The organism is Mucilaginibacter sp. McL0603 (assembly GCF_049992945.1).
In the GTDB taxonomy this organism is placed as follows: Bacteria; Bacteroidota; Bacteroidia; order Sphingobacteriales; family Sphingobacteriaceae; genus Mucilaginibacter.
The window spans coordinates 3,889,075-3,907,559 of sequence record NZ_CP188251.1 but is presented as its reverse complement, the minus strand read 5'-3'; the positions used below and the strand labels follow the sequence as shown (position 1 = coordinate 3,907,559).

General features: G+C 41.1%; 14 protein-coding genes. 10 read left to right on the top strand and 4 right to left on the bottom strand.

Features of this window, described 5'->3' with window-relative positions; genetic code table 11:
- Window positions 1-61: 61 nt before the first annotated feature.
- From ACPPVU_RS17910 to ACPPVU_RS17900, 3 genes are read left to right on the top strand one after another with little or no spacing between them, the layout of a single operon-like run.
- Window positions 62-952: an oxidoreductase gene (locus ACPPVU_RS17910; RefSeq protein WP_426667927.1), complete on the top strand. Its 891-nt coding sequence runs from the start codon at window positions 62-64 to the stop codon at window positions 950-952.
- A 27-nt stretch (window positions 953-979) separates the two neighbouring features.
- Entirely contained in the window at window positions 980-1,786 is an 807-nt protein-coding gene (locus ACPPVU_RS17905; protein ID WP_426667926.1) for a helix-turn-helix domain-containing protein, read from the top strand.
- Window positions 1,787-1,806: 20 nt separating this feature from the next.
- Window positions 1,807-2,193: a DUF302 domain-containing protein gene (locus tag ACPPVU_RS17900; RefSeq protein ID WP_426667925.1), complete on the top strand. Its 387-nt coding sequence runs from the start codon at window positions 1,807-1,809 to the stop codon at window positions 2,191-2,193.
- 27 nt (window positions 2,194-2,220) lie between these two features.
- On the opposite strand, the gene ACPPVU_RS17895 is transcribed toward ACPPVU_RS17900, so the two are convergent.
- On the bottom strand, window positions 2,221-2,448 hold the full coding sequence (locus ACPPVU_RS17895; protein WP_426667923.1) for a DUF4287 domain-containing protein: 228 nt from the start codon (window positions 2,446-2,448) through the stop codon (window positions 2,221-2,223).
- A 160-nt stretch (window positions 2,449-2,608) separates the two neighbouring features.
- On the opposite strand from ACPPVU_RS17895, the gene ACPPVU_RS17890 reads away from it, so the two are divergent.
- From ACPPVU_RS17890 to ACPPVU_RS17875, 4 genes are all read left to right on the top strand, one after another.
- Complete coding sequence (locus ACPPVU_RS17890) at window positions 2,609-3,208, top strand: TetR/AcrR family transcriptional regulator (protein ID WP_426667922.1); 600 nt, start codon at window positions 2,609-2,611, stop codon at window positions 3,206-3,208.
- Window positions 3,209-3,351: 143 nt separating this feature from the next.
- Window positions 3,352-4,485 carry an efflux RND transporter periplasmic adaptor subunit gene (locus ACPPVU_RS17885; RefSeq protein ID WP_426667921.1) on the top strand — a complete coding sequence of 378 codons (1,134 nt, stop codon included), beginning with the start codon at window positions 3,352-3,354 and terminating at the stop codon, window positions 4,483-4,485.
- Between the two features lie 23 nt (window positions 4,486-4,508).
- Window positions 4,509-7,727 carry an efflux RND transporter permease subunit gene (locus ACPPVU_RS17880; RefSeq protein ID WP_426667919.1) on the top strand — a complete coding sequence of 1,073 codons (3,219 nt, stop codon included), beginning with the start codon at window positions 4,509-4,511 and terminating at the stop codon, window positions 7,725-7,727.
- A gap of 17 nt (window positions 7,728-7,744) precedes the next feature.
- On the top strand, window positions 7,745-9,157 hold the full coding sequence (locus ACPPVU_RS17875; RefSeq protein WP_426667917.1) for a TolC family protein: 1,413 nt from the start codon (window positions 7,745-7,747) through the stop codon (window positions 9,155-9,157).
- Window positions 9,158-9,254: 97 nt separating this feature from the next.
- Here the strand turns inward: ACPPVU_RS17875 and ACPPVU_RS17870 are convergent, their stop codons facing one another.
- From ACPPVU_RS17870 to ACPPVU_RS17860, 3 genes are all read right to left on the bottom strand, one after another.
- On the bottom strand, window positions 9,255-10,253 hold the full coding sequence (locus ACPPVU_RS17870) for an alpha/beta hydrolase fold domain-containing protein (protein WP_426667916.1): 999 nt from the start codon (window positions 10,251-10,253) through the stop codon (window positions 9,255-9,257).
- Between the two features lie 103 nt (window positions 10,254-10,356).
- On the bottom strand, window positions 10,357-10,881 hold the full coding sequence (locus tag ACPPVU_RS17865) for an HdeD family acid-resistance protein (RefSeq protein ID WP_426667914.1): 525 nt from the start codon (window positions 10,879-10,881) through the stop codon (window positions 10,357-10,359).
- A gap of 75 nt (window positions 10,882-10,956) precedes the next feature.
- Window positions 10,957-12,438 carry a gluconokinase gene (locus ACPPVU_RS17860; RefSeq protein ID WP_426667912.1) on the bottom strand — a complete coding sequence of 494 codons (1,482 nt, stop codon included), beginning with the start codon at window positions 12,436-12,438 and terminating at the stop codon, window positions 10,957-10,959.
- Between the two features lie 174 nt (window positions 12,439-12,612).
- On the opposite strand from ACPPVU_RS17860, the gene ACPPVU_RS17855 reads away from it, so the two are divergent.
- From ACPPVU_RS17855 to ACPPVU_RS17845, 3 genes are read left to right on the top strand one after another with little or no spacing between them, the layout of a single operon-like run.
- On the top strand, window positions 12,613-13,329 hold the full coding sequence (locus ACPPVU_RS17855) for a hypothetical protein (protein WP_426667911.1): 717 nt from the start codon (window positions 12,613-12,615) through the stop codon (window positions 13,327-13,329).
- A gap of 1 nt (window position 13,330) precedes the next feature.
- Window positions 13,331-16,099, top strand: a complete 2,769-nt coding sequence (locus tag ACPPVU_RS17850) for a TonB-dependent receptor (RefSeq protein WP_426667909.1) — start codon at window positions 13,331-13,333, stop codon at window positions 16,097-16,099.
- Entirely contained in the window at window positions 16,100-18,481 is a 2,382-nt protein-coding gene (locus ACPPVU_RS17845) for a hypothetical protein (protein ID WP_426667908.1), read from the top strand.
- Window positions 18,482-18,485 lie beyond the last annotated feature (4 nt).

Genomic DNA, 18,485 nt, shown 5'->3' with positions numbered 1-18,485 from the left:
GTTTCAACAAAGCGACCGAACCAAATACTGCTGATCTTTGTCTTAATTAAAATTTAAGACAATGACAAAAATTTGGTTTATAACAGGAAGTTCCCGCGGATTGGGACGCAGTTTAACAGAGGCTGTATTAGCTAAAGGTGATAAAGTAGCTGCAACGGCACGTAAGCCTGAACAATTAGATGACCTGGTTGCAAAATATCCGGATCTGATTTATCCGATACAATTGGATGTAACTGATAATAATCAGATACAATCGGCAGTGGAGCAAACAATAAAGCGTTTTGGTAAAATTGACGTATTAGTAAATAATGCAGGCTTCGGTATTACAGGCGCAGCTGAAGCATATACAGATGAACAGGTACGCAGTCAATTAGAAACTAATTTGTATGCACCAATAGCTATCACCCGTGCAGTATTACCCTACATGCGTAAACAACGCTCAGGACATATTTTGCAGATAAGTTCTGTTGGAGGTCGTGTCGGTAGTGCCGGTATCACTATTTACCAGGCCGCTAAATTTGGTTTAGGTGGATTTAGTGAAGGTTTATCAAAAGAACTGGCTCCATTAGGTATAAAAGTAACTTGCGTGGAACCCGGTGGTTTCCGTACCGATTGGGCTGGTGATTCCATGACCTATGCAAAATCAATAGAAGGCTATGAGCAATCGGTAGATGTTAGGGCGAACTTTTTTAAAAGTGGTGATTTTAAACCGGTAGGTGATCCTGATAAGGCCGCCAAAGTGATGATCGATTTGGTGGATAGCCCGGAGCCGCCTGTGCACTTAATATTAGGTAGCGAAGCTGTTGCTATTGTTAAACATTCTGAAGCTGCAAAAAATGCAGAACTGGATAAATGGTTACCGGTAAGTGTTTCAACCGATCATAATGAGGCCGGAGACTTTTTTGCAACAGAGGCAGGTAAATCATACCGCGGATTGATAGGTTATAAATAATGCTAAGTTTCATAAATTTGAACTAATATGTTCGGAACCAAAGAAGTCAAGAAGCTTCAGCAAATACATTATTCCTGCTACCTGGCGAGGACAAGGGAAGGCGAGCAATTTATCCCTGAACATGTTTTCAGTTACCAGATAGCAGGAACATTGACCATTAAGGATGGAGATAAAGAATATATCTCTAAAGAAGATGATTTTAGACTAAGCAAGCGAAACCATTTGGTGAAATTTATTAAGCAGCCACCTGCAAACGGTGAGTTTAAAGCGATATCAATTTATCTGGATCAGGAAACCTTACGTAATTTTAGTATGGAGTATGGTTATAAGGCGGAAAAACGGGTAGAAGGTGATGCCGTATTGAACCTGAGACCCGACCCGCTTTATAAAAGTTATATGGAATCGCTGTTGCCTTATAATGATGCAGAAAAACAAATAAGTGATGAATTGCAATCATTGAAATTAAGAGAAGCCATATTGATATTATTACAGGCTAATCCTGAATTGAAAGATGTCTTGTTCGACTTCAGTGAACCCGGCAAAATAGACCTGGAAGCTTTTATGAATAAAAACTTTCATTTCAATGTGCAGTTAAAAAGGTTTGCCTATTTAACCGGGCGTAGCCTGGCTACTTTTAAGCGAGATTTTGAAAGGATATTTCACATATCGCCCAGCCGGTGGTTGTTGAAAAGAAGACTACAAGAGGCGCATTACCTGATCAAGGAAAAAGGTCAACCGCCCTCAGAGGTATATCTTGAGCTGGGCTTTGAGGACCTGTCGCATTTTTCTTTTGCATTTAAAAAGACCTATGGCATAGCGCCATCGAAAATTTAATCATTTAAAATTTTCATATCATGAATCCTGAAGGTGTTATAACCCGCGAAAGTAAATACTCAGTAAAAGAGACCATTGATCGTTTACAGGCATTTTTGCAACAGCATGGTGTAACCATATATGCCCGGATAGATCAACAGGCCGAAGTGCAAAAAGCAGGGCTAAATTTATCACCTTTAGAATATCTTCTTTTTGGTAATCCAAAAGCTGGCGGGGTGTTAATTGCTGAGAATCCATTGATAGCTCTTGATTTACCATTAAAGGTTATTGTGTGGGAAGATGCTGAAAAGAAAGTATGGATAAGTTATAATGAAGGTGCTTATATCGAGAAAAGATATGCTCTGTCTCACACAGAAAACTCGCCTGTAAATCTTGATCCATTAATTGCTAAAGCACTCGACCTATGATGACGCATATTTAGCAAAGAAGGAGAATCAGTCGCCTTCTTTCTTTATACCCTTAAGCAAGGCATAAATGGCCATAGCGTGCCCATGTCCTAATCCGAAATCATCTTTGAGCCATTTAACGATGTCACCGGCTTTTACAGTGGATTTGAGTTCGCCATTCTGAGTGAAGCCTTTTTGTTCCGCCATCACTTTAAAATCATCAGCGCTTTTACCGGTTTTAGTTTTGATGTTGTCTAAATATGCTTGAAAGGACATGATATTGTTAATTTATATGAATGTACAATAAATGTTAGATTTTACAGGCAAAAATAATTTAACACTGTTAACCAAAATGACAATAAAATGGTACTGTAATAAAAAAGACTATTTACCTTTGTCTAACACTGTTAAATAAATTTACAGTCATTAATTAAAAATGGCAAGCAAGGATAGGATATTACGATTAAAAGAAGAAACCAGGATGAACATTCTGGATGCTTCATTAAATATCGTAAAAGAGGAGGGATGGTCAGCATTGAGTATGCGTAAGATCGCTGATAAAATTGAATATACAGCTCCGATCATATACGAATACTTCTCGAACAAAGAAGCCATATTAATGGAACTGACCAGGAAAGGATTTTTGATCCTGGCCAATGATATGAAGGCGGCAAAAGAAAAACATCGCCTGCCGGCAAAACAATTAGAAGCGATGTGGCTGGCTTATTGGAATTTCGCATTTGCCGAAAAGGAATTATACCAGGTGATGTTTGGCGTTGATGTAAACTGTTGCGAATTGTGCGAAATAATGCCTGAGGCAGAAGTACCATCAACAATGGTTAGCGAAGTCATAAAAGAATTGATGTCGCCCAACGAACCAACCGAAGGTGAGGTTTGCGTTAAATATTACACATTCTGGTCAGTAATACACGGACTGATCTCAATTAACATGGTCCGTCGAACTACATCTGATGAGATCACTCACGAGGTACTAAAAACTGCGATAAGCGGTATCATCGGATCTCTTAAAGCATAGGTTTTTCTGCGCTTTAAACAACATTGTTAAACGGTTTAACAATATCAAAATAGCACAAGTTTAATATCACATATAAATATAATACAATGGAAAATCGATCACTATCACACTTATCTAACAATGTTAAATTTTTTAACGTTGTTATGGCTATCCTTTTAGGCCTGATAATACTATTTATATATAGCTGTTCATCAAGCCCTGCAGCCCCACAGGCACCGCCGCCGCCATCATTGCCGGTAGCAACCATAGTTACAGGTACGGATACAACTTACCAGGAATACCCTGCATCAATTGAAGGAACTGTTAACGTGGAAGTTCGCCCACAGGTAAGTGGCACGCTTGATAAGGTATTTGTTGATGAGGGCTCTTTTGTAAGCGCAGGTCAGCCGATATTTAAAATTAACGAGCAGCCATACCGTGCAGCTTTAAACAACGCAATCGCCAGTCAGCATGCTGCTGAAGGTGCTGCAGCCAATGCACAGCTTGAAATCGATAAGCTAACCCCGCTGGTTCAAAACAAGGTAGTTTCTGATTACCAGTTAAAAACAGCCAAAGCAACTTATGATGTTGCTAAAGCAAATATCGAGCAGGCAAAGGCAAATGTTTCAACTGCACAGATCAACCTGGGATATACTTTAATTAAGGCTCCTGTAAATGGTTATATCGGCAGGTTATTGAAAAAACAAGGCAGCCTTGTTGGACCAACCGATCCTGAGTCGCTCACCCAGCTATCTGATATTCATGATGTACATGTTTATTTCTCATTAAGCGAAAAGGATTTTGTAAACTTTAAAGAGCAATATCCTGGTTTAACCTTAAAGGACAAATTGAAACAATTGCCATCAGTATCATTATTGCTGGCTGATAACAGCGTCTATACCAAACAAGGTAAAGTAGATATGATAGACGGTCAGTTTGATAAAACTACTGGTGCTATCACCTTAAGGGCGAGTTTTGCTAACCCACAAGGCCTGTTACGCTCTGGTAATACAGGTAAAGTTCGTTTGAGCCTGCAACATAAAGATGCTTTAATAGTACCTGAATCGGCAACTGTTGATATGCAGGATAAAGTATTTGTATTTACTGTAGGCGATAGCAGCAAGGTAAAAAAACAGGCTATTACTATTGTTGGCAAAAATGGCAACAATTACCTGGTTAAGGACGGCGTAAAAGCAGGCGACCAGATTGTATTAAGCGGCATTGATCACTTACAGGAAGGTATGGTGATTCATCCTGAAAAGGCCACAGATAAAGTGGTTGCTGTAGTAAAAAATTAATATATACTTCAAAATTTAAAGCCATGTTTCAAAAATTTATAGAAAGGCCGGTACTCTCAACTGTTATCTCTATTTTATTGGTGATAGTTGGTGTGCTTGGTTTAACAAAACTGCCCTTAGAGCGGTTTCCGAATATCGCTCCCCCATCGGTATTGGTTTCTGCTGTGTACCCGGGCGCTAATGCCGAGACTATTTTACGTTCTGTGACACCCTCATTGGAAGAAGCAATTAATGGTGTGGAAAACATGACATACATGACCTCCACTGCCAGTAATGATGGTACATTGGGTATTACGGTCTATTTTAAACAAGGTACTAACCCCGATCAGGCGGCTGTGAACGTTCAAAATCGTGTATCACAAGCGACAAGCCAATTACCTGCAGAGGTTGTACAATATGGTATAACCACTACCAAACAGCAAAATAGCTTTATTGGCGCTATAGGTATTTATTCAGAAGATACAAAAAAATACGATGCAACCTTTGTAAATAACTATGCACAGATTAATATCATTCCCGAAATCAAACGTATATCGGGTGTAGGTTCGGCCAGTGTATTTGGCGGTATTAAGGATTACTCCATGCGTGTTTGGTTGAATCCTGGTCAATTGGCAGCTTACAAAATTACTCCCGCCGAAGTGATGGCCGCTATACAGGACAAAAACCTGGAAGCGGCGCCTGGTAAATTTGGCGAACAAAGCCGTGAAGCATTTGAATATGTGATTAAATATAAAGGTAAGCTTACCACACCGGAGGAATATCAAAATATTGCTATCCGTGCAAATGCAGATGGTTCTGTATTACGTTTAAAAGATGTAGCACGTGTTGAACTGGGTGCTTATAGCTATAGTAGTGTGAACCGTTTAAACGGGCATGATGGTATTACTATTGGTATAGTACAATTGTCAGGCTCAAATGCTAACGAAATCCAGATCGCCATTGATAAGCTGATGGAAAAATTATCAAAGGATTTTCCCGCAGGCATCAAATACAATCAGTTTTATCGTACCAAAACCGACCTTGATGAATCAATTAACCAGGTTGAACATACATTGGTAGAAGCATTTGTGCTGGTATTTATCGTGGTATTTATATTCCTGCAAGATTTCAGGTCAACATTGATCCCGGCTATAGCGGTTCCGGTGGCTATCATTGGTACTTTTTTCTTTATGAACCTCTTTGGTTTCTCTGTTAACCTTTTAACCTTGTTCGCACTCGTATTGGCCATAGGTATTGTGGTGGACGACGCGATTGTGGTAGTGGAGGCGGTACATGCCAAAATGGAGCACGACCCAAGCCTTACCCCCAAAGCGGCAACTACCGGGGCTATGCACGAAATTAGCGGCGCAATTATATCTATTACGTTGGTTATGGCGGCGGTGTTCTTACCGGTTAGCTTTATGACAGGTTCAACGGGGATATTTTACAGGCAGTTTGCGTTAACAATGTCTATAGCCATCATTATATCAGCTGTTAACGCTTTAACCTTAAGCCCTGCTTTGGCCGCTTTATTTTTAAAGAATAAGCATACTCAGGATAGCCACGAAGCACCTAAGAAAAGTTTTGTTGAAAAATTCTACGCGGGCTTTAACGGTGGGTTTAATTATATGACCAACAGGTACGTTGGGGGCTTAAAAATTCTTATCCGTAATAAATGGATCAGTATGGCTGGGCTTGCATTAGTAGTTGTTGCTACAGTTTACCTGGTAAATAGAACAAAAACGGGCTTTATTCCTACCGAAGACCAGGGTTTTGTGGCTATTGCTGTTTCAACACCATCCGGAACTTCATTAGCCAATACCAGTAAAATAATCAATCAGGCCGAAAAAGAGTTGAGAGATATGCCATCAGCAAGATTTGTGATGGCGTTGTCTGGCTTTAACTTTTTAACGCTATCCAACAGCCCATCAGCGGGTCAGATCTTCTTGTTGTTAAAGCCTAATAAAGACAGGGGGGCCGTTAAGAATATTGATGATATACAAAATATAATTAGAGGGAAATTAGCCGGCATATCAAGCGGTACCTTCTTCGTGTTCAGCTTTCCAACTGTTCCCGGATTTAGTAACGTAGAAGCTTTGGACGTACAGCTACAGGATAGAACCAACGGCAGATTGGATAAATTTAGCGGCGTAGCCAATAACTTTATAGGAAAGCTAATGGCAAAACCGGCAATCGCTTATGCCTTTACCTCCTATAAAGCCGATTATCCTCAATTACAGTTAGAAGTTGATGATGAAAAGGCTAATCAATTAGGGGTAAATGTCAAAGACATTTTAGCAACTATGCAGGCTTACTTTGGTACTGCACAAGCTTCAGACTTTAACCGTTTTGGTAAGTATTACCGTGTGATAGTTCAGGCTGATATTGCCGACAGAACCGACCCTACATCTATTGACCGCGTTTTTGTTAAAAATAAAGCAGGCGGAACAGTACCTATCAATAGCCTGGTTAAACTAACCCGTGTTTATGGTTCAGAAACTGCTTCACGTTATAACTTGTTTAACTCTATCGAAGTAAACGCTATACCAAAACCCGGCTACAGCTCAGGCGATGCTATTAAGGCTATAGAGGAGACCGCTAAAGAGCAATTACCATCTGGTTTTGCTTATGAATTCTCCGGTCAAACACGTGAAGAAATTTCCTCAGGTGGACAGTCAACTGTGATATTTATGCTTTGTTTGATATTTGTATATTTCCTGCTAGCGGCACAGTACGAAAGCTATATCTTGCCTTTGGCGGTAATATTTTCAATACCTACAGGTATATTGGGAGTGTTTATAGTATTAGGGTTAACTGGTATCGAAAATAACATCTATGTACAGGTAGCATTGATCATGCTTATCGGTCTATTGGCTAAAAACGCAATCTTGATTGTTGAATTTGCAGTGCAACGCCGCAGGGCGGGCCATACTTTGGTACAATCAGCCCTTGAGGCTGCCAGGCTAAGGATACGCCCCATCATTATGACATCCCTGGCATTTGTTTTTGGTTTATTCCCGATGAGTATAGCAACCGGCCCATCCGCACAGGGTAACCACTCCATAAGTATTGGTGCAGCAGGCGGGATGGTATCGGGCGTAATACTCGGTTTGTTCATTATCCCGGTATTGTTTGTGATCTTCCAGGCGCTGCAGGAGAGAATAACAGGTATTCCCGTAGCTGTGTTGAATGAAGGCGGTATAGACGGACAGGGGAAAATAAATGGTAACCACGTACCCGCTCTTGAACAAGAAACGGTATAATTTAAATTGAATTCAAAATGAAAAAATATATAAGCGGGCTGGCTTTTATACTGGTAGTACTAAGCGCCTGTAACGTTTCGAAGAATGTCGAGACACCCAAACCTGCATTACCTGACACGTTCAGGAATGCAGCTGCAGCAACGGATACCAGCAGCGTAGCTGATATACCCTGGAAAAATTTCTTTACCGATGCTACCCTTCAGAAATTGATTGACAGTGCTATCATAAAAAACTATGATATGCAATTGGCGATCAAAAATATTGAAGCATCGCAATTATTGGTTAAGCAGGTTAAATGGAACTACGTGCCACAGGCAGACTTAAATGTTACCGCCAGCAGCACCAGGCCATCAGATAATAGCCTGGATGGCTTAAGTTTATCTCAATACGATTTTGGGGCAAAACATATAGAAGATTATTCAGCAAACATTTCCCTTTCATGGGAAGCGGATATCTGGGGTAAGATCCGTAATCAGAATAAAAGTGCCTTAGCAGCCTACTTACAAACTACAGAAGCTAAAAAGGCGATACAAACCGATATCGTGGCAAGTGTTTCGCAAGGTTATTATAATTTGCTGATGCTGGACGATCAATTGTCTATCGCACAGAGAAATGTGGCTTTGAATGACAGTACATTGCGCATCATCAAACTGCAATATGATGCCGGACAAGTAACTTCTCTTGCTGTACAACAAGCTGAGGCACAACGTATGGCAGCTGCTGAACTGGTTCCGCAATTTGAACAGGATATCACCTTACAGGAAAACGCTTTGCAAATTCTGGCTGGCGAATTACCCGGCAGGGTAGAGCGCAGTGCTAAATTGGATGATATAACTTTTACTCAAAGCCTGTCAACCGGTATACCTTCTGCTCTGGTGAGCCGCAGGCCGGATGTGAGGAGCCAGGAGTTAGCCCTCAAAATAGCTAATGCTAAAGTGGGTATCAATAAATCAGAAATGTATCCAGCATTGAGAATTACAGCCGAAGGCGGTGTTAATTCTTTTAAAGCAAGTAACTGGTTCAATATTCCTGCATCATTATTCGGTGTTGTGGCAGGCAGTGTTTTACAGCCTTTGCTTGATCATAAAGAATTAAAAACACAATACGAAGTGGCTAAAGTTGAGCGCGAAAAAACAGTGATCCAATTCAGGCAATCGGTATTAGTTGCTGTCGGCGAGGTATCAGATGCTTTAGTTAAGATCGAAAAGCTAAAAGATCAACAGGCCATTTCTGCAAACCGTTTACATACCTTACAACAGGCCACATCCAATTCTAATTTGTTATTCAAAAACGGGATGGCCAACTATTTGGAAGTGCTTATTGCCCAAGGTAATGTATTACAAGGAGAACTGGAACTTGCTTCAATAAAAAGATCACAGCTGAGTGCTGTTTCTGAACTTTATAAAGCTTTAGGTGGTGGTTGGAAATAAAAAATCAGTTACCAGGGACTATTCATAAAAAAACGGGCAGGATATACATTCTGCCCGTTTTTTTATGAATTACTTATTGGCTTCTAAAGAACAATTTCTATTTCAGATACTTTTTAAGTTCGGCAGCCGCTTGAACAAACAATGATCTGGTTTGAGGGATTTCAGCCAGGCCATTTATTAAGCCAAAATCATGGATAACACCATTATATCGTACTGTAGTAACAGGTACACCAGCTTCATCGAGCTTACGTCCGTATGCCTCGCCTCCATCGCGGAGTATATCATTTTCAGCAACCTGGATAAGAGCAGGTGGCAAGCCTTTTAGCTGATCAACAGTAGCCTGCAATGGCGAAGCGTATATCTCTTTACGCTCATTAAGGTCTGTTGTATATTGATCATACATCCATTTCATTAATGAGGTGGTCAAAAACCTTTGTTCACCAAACAGATGGTATGATTCTGTATCAAAGCTGGAATCAACAATCGGCCACATCATGATCTGCAATTTAATTTTAGGACCATTATTTTCTTTCGCCTTTAAAGCTGTTACGGCAGTCATATTTCCACCTACACTATTGCCTACAACGGCCAGGTTTTTACCATCTACGTTGATTTCATCACCATGTTCTGCCACCCATTTAGTCGCAGCATAGATCTCATTAACAGCCTGTGGATATTGCGCCTCTGGTGATGGAGTATAGTTTACAAATACCCCGGAAAATCCGGACAGTACGGAAAGGTCACGAACCATTCTTTTATGGGTCGGATAATCTCCCAATATCCATCCACCGCCATGGATGAAAATAAATACCGGAAGCTTTGTTGTTACACCTGCTGGTCTTACTATGTTCAGCTTTATAGTATAACCATCAGCGGTAATTGTTTTTTCAGATTCCTCAATACCCGAAAGCTCAACATTCACCGATGCCTGGGCGCCAATAAGCACATTTCGCGCATCTTGTTTTGATAAACTCTCTACCGGTGGGCCACCAGAATTAAGAACTTTTAAGAAAGCTTTTACTTCGGTTGAAAGGCGAGGGTCAACCGAATAATCCAGCACTTGTGCTGAAAGATCTGTTTGCTGTAAAGTTTCCATTTTACTGTGTTTTTATGTTTTCGATATTGAACACTATAAAAATAGGAGAGCCGATCCGCATAACAACCTGAAAATGGTTATGCGAAAATTAACCGAGTTATTATTAAACAGGCCTCATGCGCATACCCAGGAACACATTTAAGAGTCCCATTACAATAAAAGCAGAACCCGTCCATATAACAATAGTCATGGCCCCAAAAACCGGATTAACCAATACCATGATACCAAATAGCAAAACGATTACTCCGGCTAAAGTAACCCACCATAATCCTCTTGTTAAACCACGTAAATTAAAAATAGTAAGGCCGCGAAAAATAAAATAGATGCCTACGATAATGCGCAGGATATTCATACTTGCTGTAAGATGGCTCATTAGTACTAATCCGAGAAGTATATCTACTATCCCAATAAATAGGTGCCAGCCGCGATTAGCTGAACCACGATCCTGGTAAGCGTGCATTAACTCAGCAATCCCGGCCAGGAGAATGGCCAGTCCAAATAAAAAGCTGAGCGCTATATATGCACTTGCCGGCGACATGAACACATAGACACCAAGCAGAATAAATAGAATTCCTCTTAAAACAAACACCCACCAGTGGCGAAGGCTGCGGTTTACCGTAATTTCCATTATGCTTTTACTATTCAACTTTGGTAAAGCTGAATAGTTTTACAAAAACAAAAATTTGGTTTGAAAAAAAGATCTCTAATTGTTCATTTTATAGACTTTGTGCATGGTTTCTTTCAAGTCGGAATATAGCTGTCTGTAGATTGTGAAATTTCTGCTATAAACTTCGGTGTTTTGCGTTTGGGGTTTGAATACTTTCAGATCGGCGGTTACAGATGGGTATTCCTTTATCACCCCAATGTTTTTTAAAGCCATAAAAGCTGCACCAACCGCTGATGCGTCGTCAGCCTGCAGTATTGCAAGGTTTTTACCGGTGATATCAGCCAGTGTTTGTACCCATACATCAGATTTGGTAAAACCTCCGCTAACATTTATCTGGGTGATCAATTTGGAATTTTGCTGTACAGCATCCAAAACATCTTTCAGTGCATAACAAATACCTTCCATCACCGCCCTCGAAAAATCTGGTTGTTTATGTTGAAGTTTTACCCCGAAAAAATTACCGCAGCTTTCACCGTCCCATATCGGGGCGCGTTCACCTGTAAGGTAGGGCAGAAAGATCAATCCGTTACTGCCAGCCGATACCAAGGCTATTTGTTCGAATAGTTTATTATAGTCGTCGTTCTTTGGATCAGGCCCGCTGATGTTCTTTAACCACCATTGCATTGCCACACCACCGTTATTGATCGGTCCGCCACAAATAAAGGTTTCCTTATCCAGTATATAGCTAAATGTCATAGCGCTGGGGTTCGGCAATGGTTTATTGCTGGCTACCCTGATAGCACCGCTTGTGCCGATGGTTATCGCAGCAATGCCCGGTTTATTTGCCATACTGCCAAGGTTGGCCAGGCAGCCATCGCTGGCGCCTATAATAATCGGTATGCCCGTTTTAAGAAAGTTTAAAGAAGATGGATCCTTGTATTCCTTATAATAATCAGTAGTAACAGGCTTTGAAAGCAATGAGGCAGAAATACCGGCTAATCTCAAAGCATCATCATACCATTTGAGTTCAACGATATCAAATAGACTCGTACTTGATGCAATAGAATGATCAATAGTAAATTCCTTAAAAAGTTTGTACCAGATAAATTCTTTGATTGAAATAAATTTATGTGCTTTTCTGAATAGTTCGCCGTTATTTTCCTTTAACCAGATCAATTTGCATAAAGGTGACATAGCATGAATAGGGGTCCCGGTAGCTGTATATATGGCTATACCTCTTTCAGTATTTCTTAATTTGGCGGCAATTTCTGAACTACGGCTATCAGCCCAGGTTATCATTGGTGCTAACGGCTTACAGTTTTCGTCTACAACTATAAAGCTATGCATAGCGCTGCTTAAGCTGATGGCTGACGGTTGTGCTCCGGTTTTATCAATAATACCTTTGATGCTTATTGAGAAGGCACTCCAAATAAGTTCCGGGTCTTGCTCATGGTAGCCGGGCTTGGGGGCACTGAAAGGATAATGCTGCTGGCTGACCTCAAATGATTTCCCATCAAGATCAACTGCCACAGCCTTTACGCTACCTGTACCGATATCGATCCCTAAAACATATTTCATAAGCTTTAAATAGATTGCAAGATAGGTTTTTTAGAAAAATTGAAAGAGGTTTACTACAAGTTGCTTACTAGATATACTCTGGGCATTAATAATACTTCTTGTATAATTATAAACTTAGTTGATTAAATACTATATTGCTTTCAATAACCAATTGCCTTATAGTATTTTATAAATATGCCTCCAAAAGCCCTTGCTTTAGCTATTTTTCTGGGTTTAACTGTCTTAAAGTCTTCAGCGCAAAATGCTCCGGAGGATACTTTATTGTACAGCAGTACTGCCAAACAGGTTATTGATTACTTTAATACTACCATTGCGGAACAATCAGAAATTTATAACGGCGCTAAGTATGAATTATATCCCCCGGCAAATAAGGGCACTTTTTATTTCCAGGATAAAAACTACTGTATCCCCAGTCTGATACGATATAATGGCACCTGGTTTAAAAATATCCCGGTTTTGTATGATGTACATAACGACGTTATGATATCTGTGAACGGGAACAACTTATTCGTACTGGATGCCGAAAGAACTTCTGATATCTATTTGCTGGAGCATCATTTTATTTACTTGAATACTAAAAGCCCGGATGACTTAACACCTGGTTTTTATGATCTGTTATATGATGGCAAGTCACAGGTTTTGGTGAAAAGAACAAAGCTGATAGATGAGTCAAAATCAACAGAGATCGTCTATGAAGACAAAACGGCGATATATGTAAAAAAAGATAATAAGTACTTCCCTGTAAGTAGTAAAAGCGCGTTAATGGATATTTTTAAGAATAAGGGCAAAGAACTTAATCAATATCTCAAGAGCAATAAAATCAAATATAATAAAGATGAAGAGGGCACGGTTGCCAGATTGGCCAGTTATTACGACCAGATAAGCAATTAATATGTTTAAATTTTACCTGACCTTCTATATCCTTTTTATCTTATCAACAGTTGTTTGCGCACAACAGGGTGATAATAAGTTATTAGATGTTGATTTCAGGCAGGCTAGTATTTCTCAGGTAGTAAGTGACCTAAAATTAAAGACTGGTCATCGGTTTTATTATGACCCGGTACAGTTGGATAGCTTGAAAGTAACAGTTACTATCAATCAAAAACCTTTAACATTCATCTTAGATAAAATATTTGAACGTACCTATTATCATTACGTCATCACTGATCAGCAGGAAGTGATCCTGACAAAAAACCGGACTATAACCACCGGTCTTGTACCTGTATTTTTTGATAATAGCGCAAACCCAGCCGCAGCTACTGTGTCGGTTAATGTTGATTATAGTGTTGAAGAGTCGAAGAAGGTACCCGAGGCGACGACGGAGAACAAGCTGTACGAGATCGGGATCCGGACGAACAACATTAAGTCGGGGACTGCGAACCTGGCGGGCTATGTCAAGAACTCGAAATCGGGAGAGGGGATCATCGGGGCGAGCATCTATAACCCGGATACGAAGACAGGTATTGCCACCGACCAGTTCGGTTATTTCTCGCTGACGTTGCCACGGGGACGCCAGACGCTGACGATCAAAGGCCTGGGGATGAAGGACACCAAAAGAAGGATCATTTTGTATTCGGATGGCAAGCTGAACATCGAGATGCAGGAACAGGTGACCTCGCTGAAAGAAGTACAGATATCGGCAGAAAAGGTAGCCAATGTACGCAGCGTGGAGATGGGGGTGAACAAGCTGGACATCAAGAGCATCAAGCAGATCCCGACGGCCTTCGGCGAAGCCGACATATTAAGGGTAGTGCTGTCCCTGCCGGGCGTGCAATCGGTGGGTGAGGCCACGACCGGCTTTAACGTCAGGGGCGGCTCGGCCGACCAGAACCTGATCCTGCTGAATGATGCCACGATCTATAATCCCTCGCACTTTTTCGGGTTCTTTTCGGCCTTTAACCCGGATATCGTCAAGAGCATCGAGCTGTATAAAAGTACCATCCCGGAGAAATACGGCGGCAGGCTGTCCTCCGTGCTGGACGTAGCCGACCGGGAAGGGAACAAGAAGAAATTTACGGGTACGGCAGGCATCGGCCTGCTGACCAGCCGGCTGAACGTGGAAGGGCCGATCGTCAGGGATAAGACCTCGTTTATCTTCGGGGCAAGGACGACCTATTCGGACTGGCTGCTGACGCTGCTGCCGGAAGCCTACAAGCACAGCTCGGCCTCGTTCTACGATGCCAACCTGGATATCAGCCACCAGATCAACGAGAAGAACAATATCTATATCTCCACCTATCTGAGCCAGGATAAGTTCAGGCTGAACAGCGATACGGCCTATGGTTATAGGAACCGCAACGCGAACATCAAGTGGAAGCATAACTTCAGCAATAAGCTCTACAGCGTGTTCATGACCGGGATAGACGACTACCAGTACGATGTATCGAGCTCGGCCAACCCGGTAACGGCCTATCAGCTGAACTTCGAGGTCAAGCAATACGACTTTAAGGCGGACTTTAACTATTACCTGAACCCGAAGAACACAATCAACTTCGGGCTGAGCGCGATCAACTATCACCTGAACCCGGGAGATAACGAACCCAACGGAGAGAAATCGCTGGTGGTACCGGATATCGTACCGGCGGAACAGGCACTGGAAAGCGCGTTGTATTTGGGCGACAAATATGATGTGACCCCGGAGCTGTCGATCAGTGCGGGTATCCGCTACTCGCTGTATGCCTACCTGGGTCCGCAGACGGTGGATAATTACGCACCGAACCTGCCCAAAGAAGGGGTGAACATCGTGGACAGCACCACCTATGGGAAGAACAAGGTAATCAATACCTATGGCGGCCCGGAGATCAGGCTGTCGGCACGCTACAGTCTGGGTGATAACACCTCGCTGAAGGCATCGTACAATACGCTCAGGCAATACATCCACCTGCTGTCGAACACGACGGCGATCTCGCCGACGGACACCTATAAGCTGAGCGACCCGAACATCAAACCGCAGTTTGGCAAACAGGCCTCACTGGGACTGTACCATAACAACCAGGCCAATACGATAGAGACCTCGGTGGAGGTGTATTACAAATGGATATCGGACTATTTGGATTACAAGAGCGGGGCCACGCTGCTGCTGAACCAGCATATCGAGCAGGATGTGGTGGAGACGCAGGGAAAAGCCTACGGGATAGAGTTTCTGATCAAGAAGACGGCAGGAAAGCTGAACGGCTGGATCAGCTATACCTATTCAAGAACCTTCCTGAGACAGGCTGACCCGCATGCAGGCGAGCTGATCAATAACGGCAGTTTTTACCCGGCCAACTATGACAAACCCAATGACTTCAACTTTACCGGTAATTACAGGGTTAGTCAACGATTCAGTGTTTCGTTGGATCTGACTTATAGTACAGGTCGCCCGATAACCTATCCAATAACAGAATATTACCTGGGGGGTGGGGTACGTGTGCTTTATTCTGATCGGAATACATTTCGTATCCCGGATTATTTCAGAGCAGACTTTTCAATTAATATCGATGGTAATCACAAAATCCATCAAAAAACACATAATTCTTGGAATATAGGGGTGTATAATTTAACTGGCCGTGCTAATGCTTATTCAACGTATTTCACCGAACAGGGTGGGGCAATAAATGGGTACCAACTATCCATATTTGCCAAGCCAATACCATTTATCAACTATAATATTAGATTTTAAATGATGAGAAATTATAAATCAGTAATATCTTTCATTGCCTGCTTAATGATCTGCATAAACAGCAAGGCACAGGTATTGTCCGGTTTGCAAAATAACTTTATCAATTTCCAGAAAGCCAATCTGCACGAAAAAATATATGTTCATACAGACAAGAACTTTTACTTAACCGGAGAAATACTCTGGTTTAAAATTTATAACACCGATGGCAGTACAAATAAAATAATCGATCTAAGTAAAGTAGCTTATGTCGAAATACTGGATAATAAACATAATGCAGTATTACAGGCCAAAATTGCATTGAACCAGGGTACAGGCACAGGATCATTCTATATTCCGTTTTCACTAACTAATGGGAATTACCAGTTGAGGGCCTATACCAGCTGGATGAAAAACTTTGATGTCGATTATTTTTTCGAAAAACAGATCACCATCGTAAACCCTGTAAAAGTATCGCCGGCTCAACCTAAGTCAGTTTCATCAGTTTATGATGTGCAGTTTTTCCCAGAAGGAGGTCATTTAGTTAAAGGGTTGAATAGTAAGATCGCACTTAAAGTAACAACGCCTGATGGAAAAGGTGCAGATTGTACCGGTGCAATTATCAATCAGCAAAATGATACAGTTGTACGGTTTAAATCGTTAAAATTTGGTATCGGTAGTTTTAGTTTTACACCTTTGGCTCAGACAGGGTATAAAGTAATTATTAAAACAGGCGGCACCATCATTACCAAAGAATTACCTGAAATAAGCAATCAGGGCTATGTGATGCAAGTGACTGATCATGGCGCAGATTGGGAGGTTTCTGTCAAAAATTCTGATAGTACCCGAACATCTGTGGTCTATTCAATTGTGCATAACAGACATACTATAAACCTAGCTGAAAGTGCAAGCATTACGAATGGAAGTGCCCATTTTAACATCAATAAAAATAAACTCTCCGAAGGATTAAGTTATATCACATTATTTGATGGGCAGCAAAGACCCATATGTGAAAGGCTAATATTCAAACGGCCCAATAGAAAGCTGGTTATCAGCGCAAATACAGATAATAAGCTATATGATAATCGAAAAAAAGTAAGCCTGTCAATTACTACCCGCAACAAGGATAACAAAAATATTCCGGCTAATTTATCTCTATCGGTTTATCGCTTGGATTCATTGCAAAACAATGATGCGGCACATATTGCAGGTTATCTTTGGCTAAGCGCAGACCTGAAAGGGCACATTGAATCACCTGATTATTACATCGAAAATAATAATGAAGAAACAAATCAGGCAATAGATAACGTGCTGCTTTCGCAGGGATGGACGCAATTTGACTGGAGTAAAATATTGGCGGGAGAGAAGCCCCGGTTTACATTTTTACCTGAATACACAGGGCCAATTATTACCGGGAAAATTGTAAATAGCAAAACCGAACAGCCTGCAAATAACATAACAGCCTATGTAACCATTGCGGGTACTCGTCATCAATTATATACAGCCAAAAGTGATTCAACTGGAAAGCTGCTCTTTAATACAAGAGATTTCTATGGTTCAAACGAACTATTTGCCCAAACCCAATGGCAGCAGGATAGTATTTATCGCATTGACATAGTAAATCCTTTTAGCGAACAATATGGACAGCAAACCATGCCGCTTCTGAATTTAAACACGGGTACAAAAAAACTACTGGCCGATAATAGCCTGAATATGCAGGTGCAAAACATCTTCACAGCCAAACAATTAAAGCAATTTAATAATCCGGCTGCAGATACTGCTTTGTTTTATGGCAAGCCTACCTATACTTATTTGCTGGATGACTATACCCGTTTCCCTACAATAGAAGATGTAATACATGAATATGTGAGGCTGGTGGTAATGACAAGAGATCGTGGTAAAACGGGTTTACAAATAATCAATAATGATAAAACGACACTTCCGGGGCAACCACTTGTATTACTGGATGCCAGGCCTATATTTGATGTCGACAAGATATTTACTGTTGATCCCTTAAAAGTTAAAAGGCTGGATGTAGTTGGTACAAATTATGTTTATGGTCCGGCCGTTTTTAACGGGATTATAAGTTTTATCACTTATAATGGCCAAAGCACCAATATTCAGTTGGACCAGCACACAATTGTTATGGATTATGACGGGTTACAGCTCGAACGTAAGTTTTACTCACCTGTATATGATTCAGATCAGCAGATCAACAGTTCTATACCTGATTTTAGAAATGTTTTGTACTGGAACCCCAAAGCTGATACTGATCCACAGGGACAAAATAAATTATCATTTTTTACCGGTGATAAACCCGGGCATTATATAGGAATAATTGAAGGTATAGCGCAGAATGGGGAAGCGGGCAGTCAATATTTTTATTTTGAGGTGAAGAGCAAATAAGATA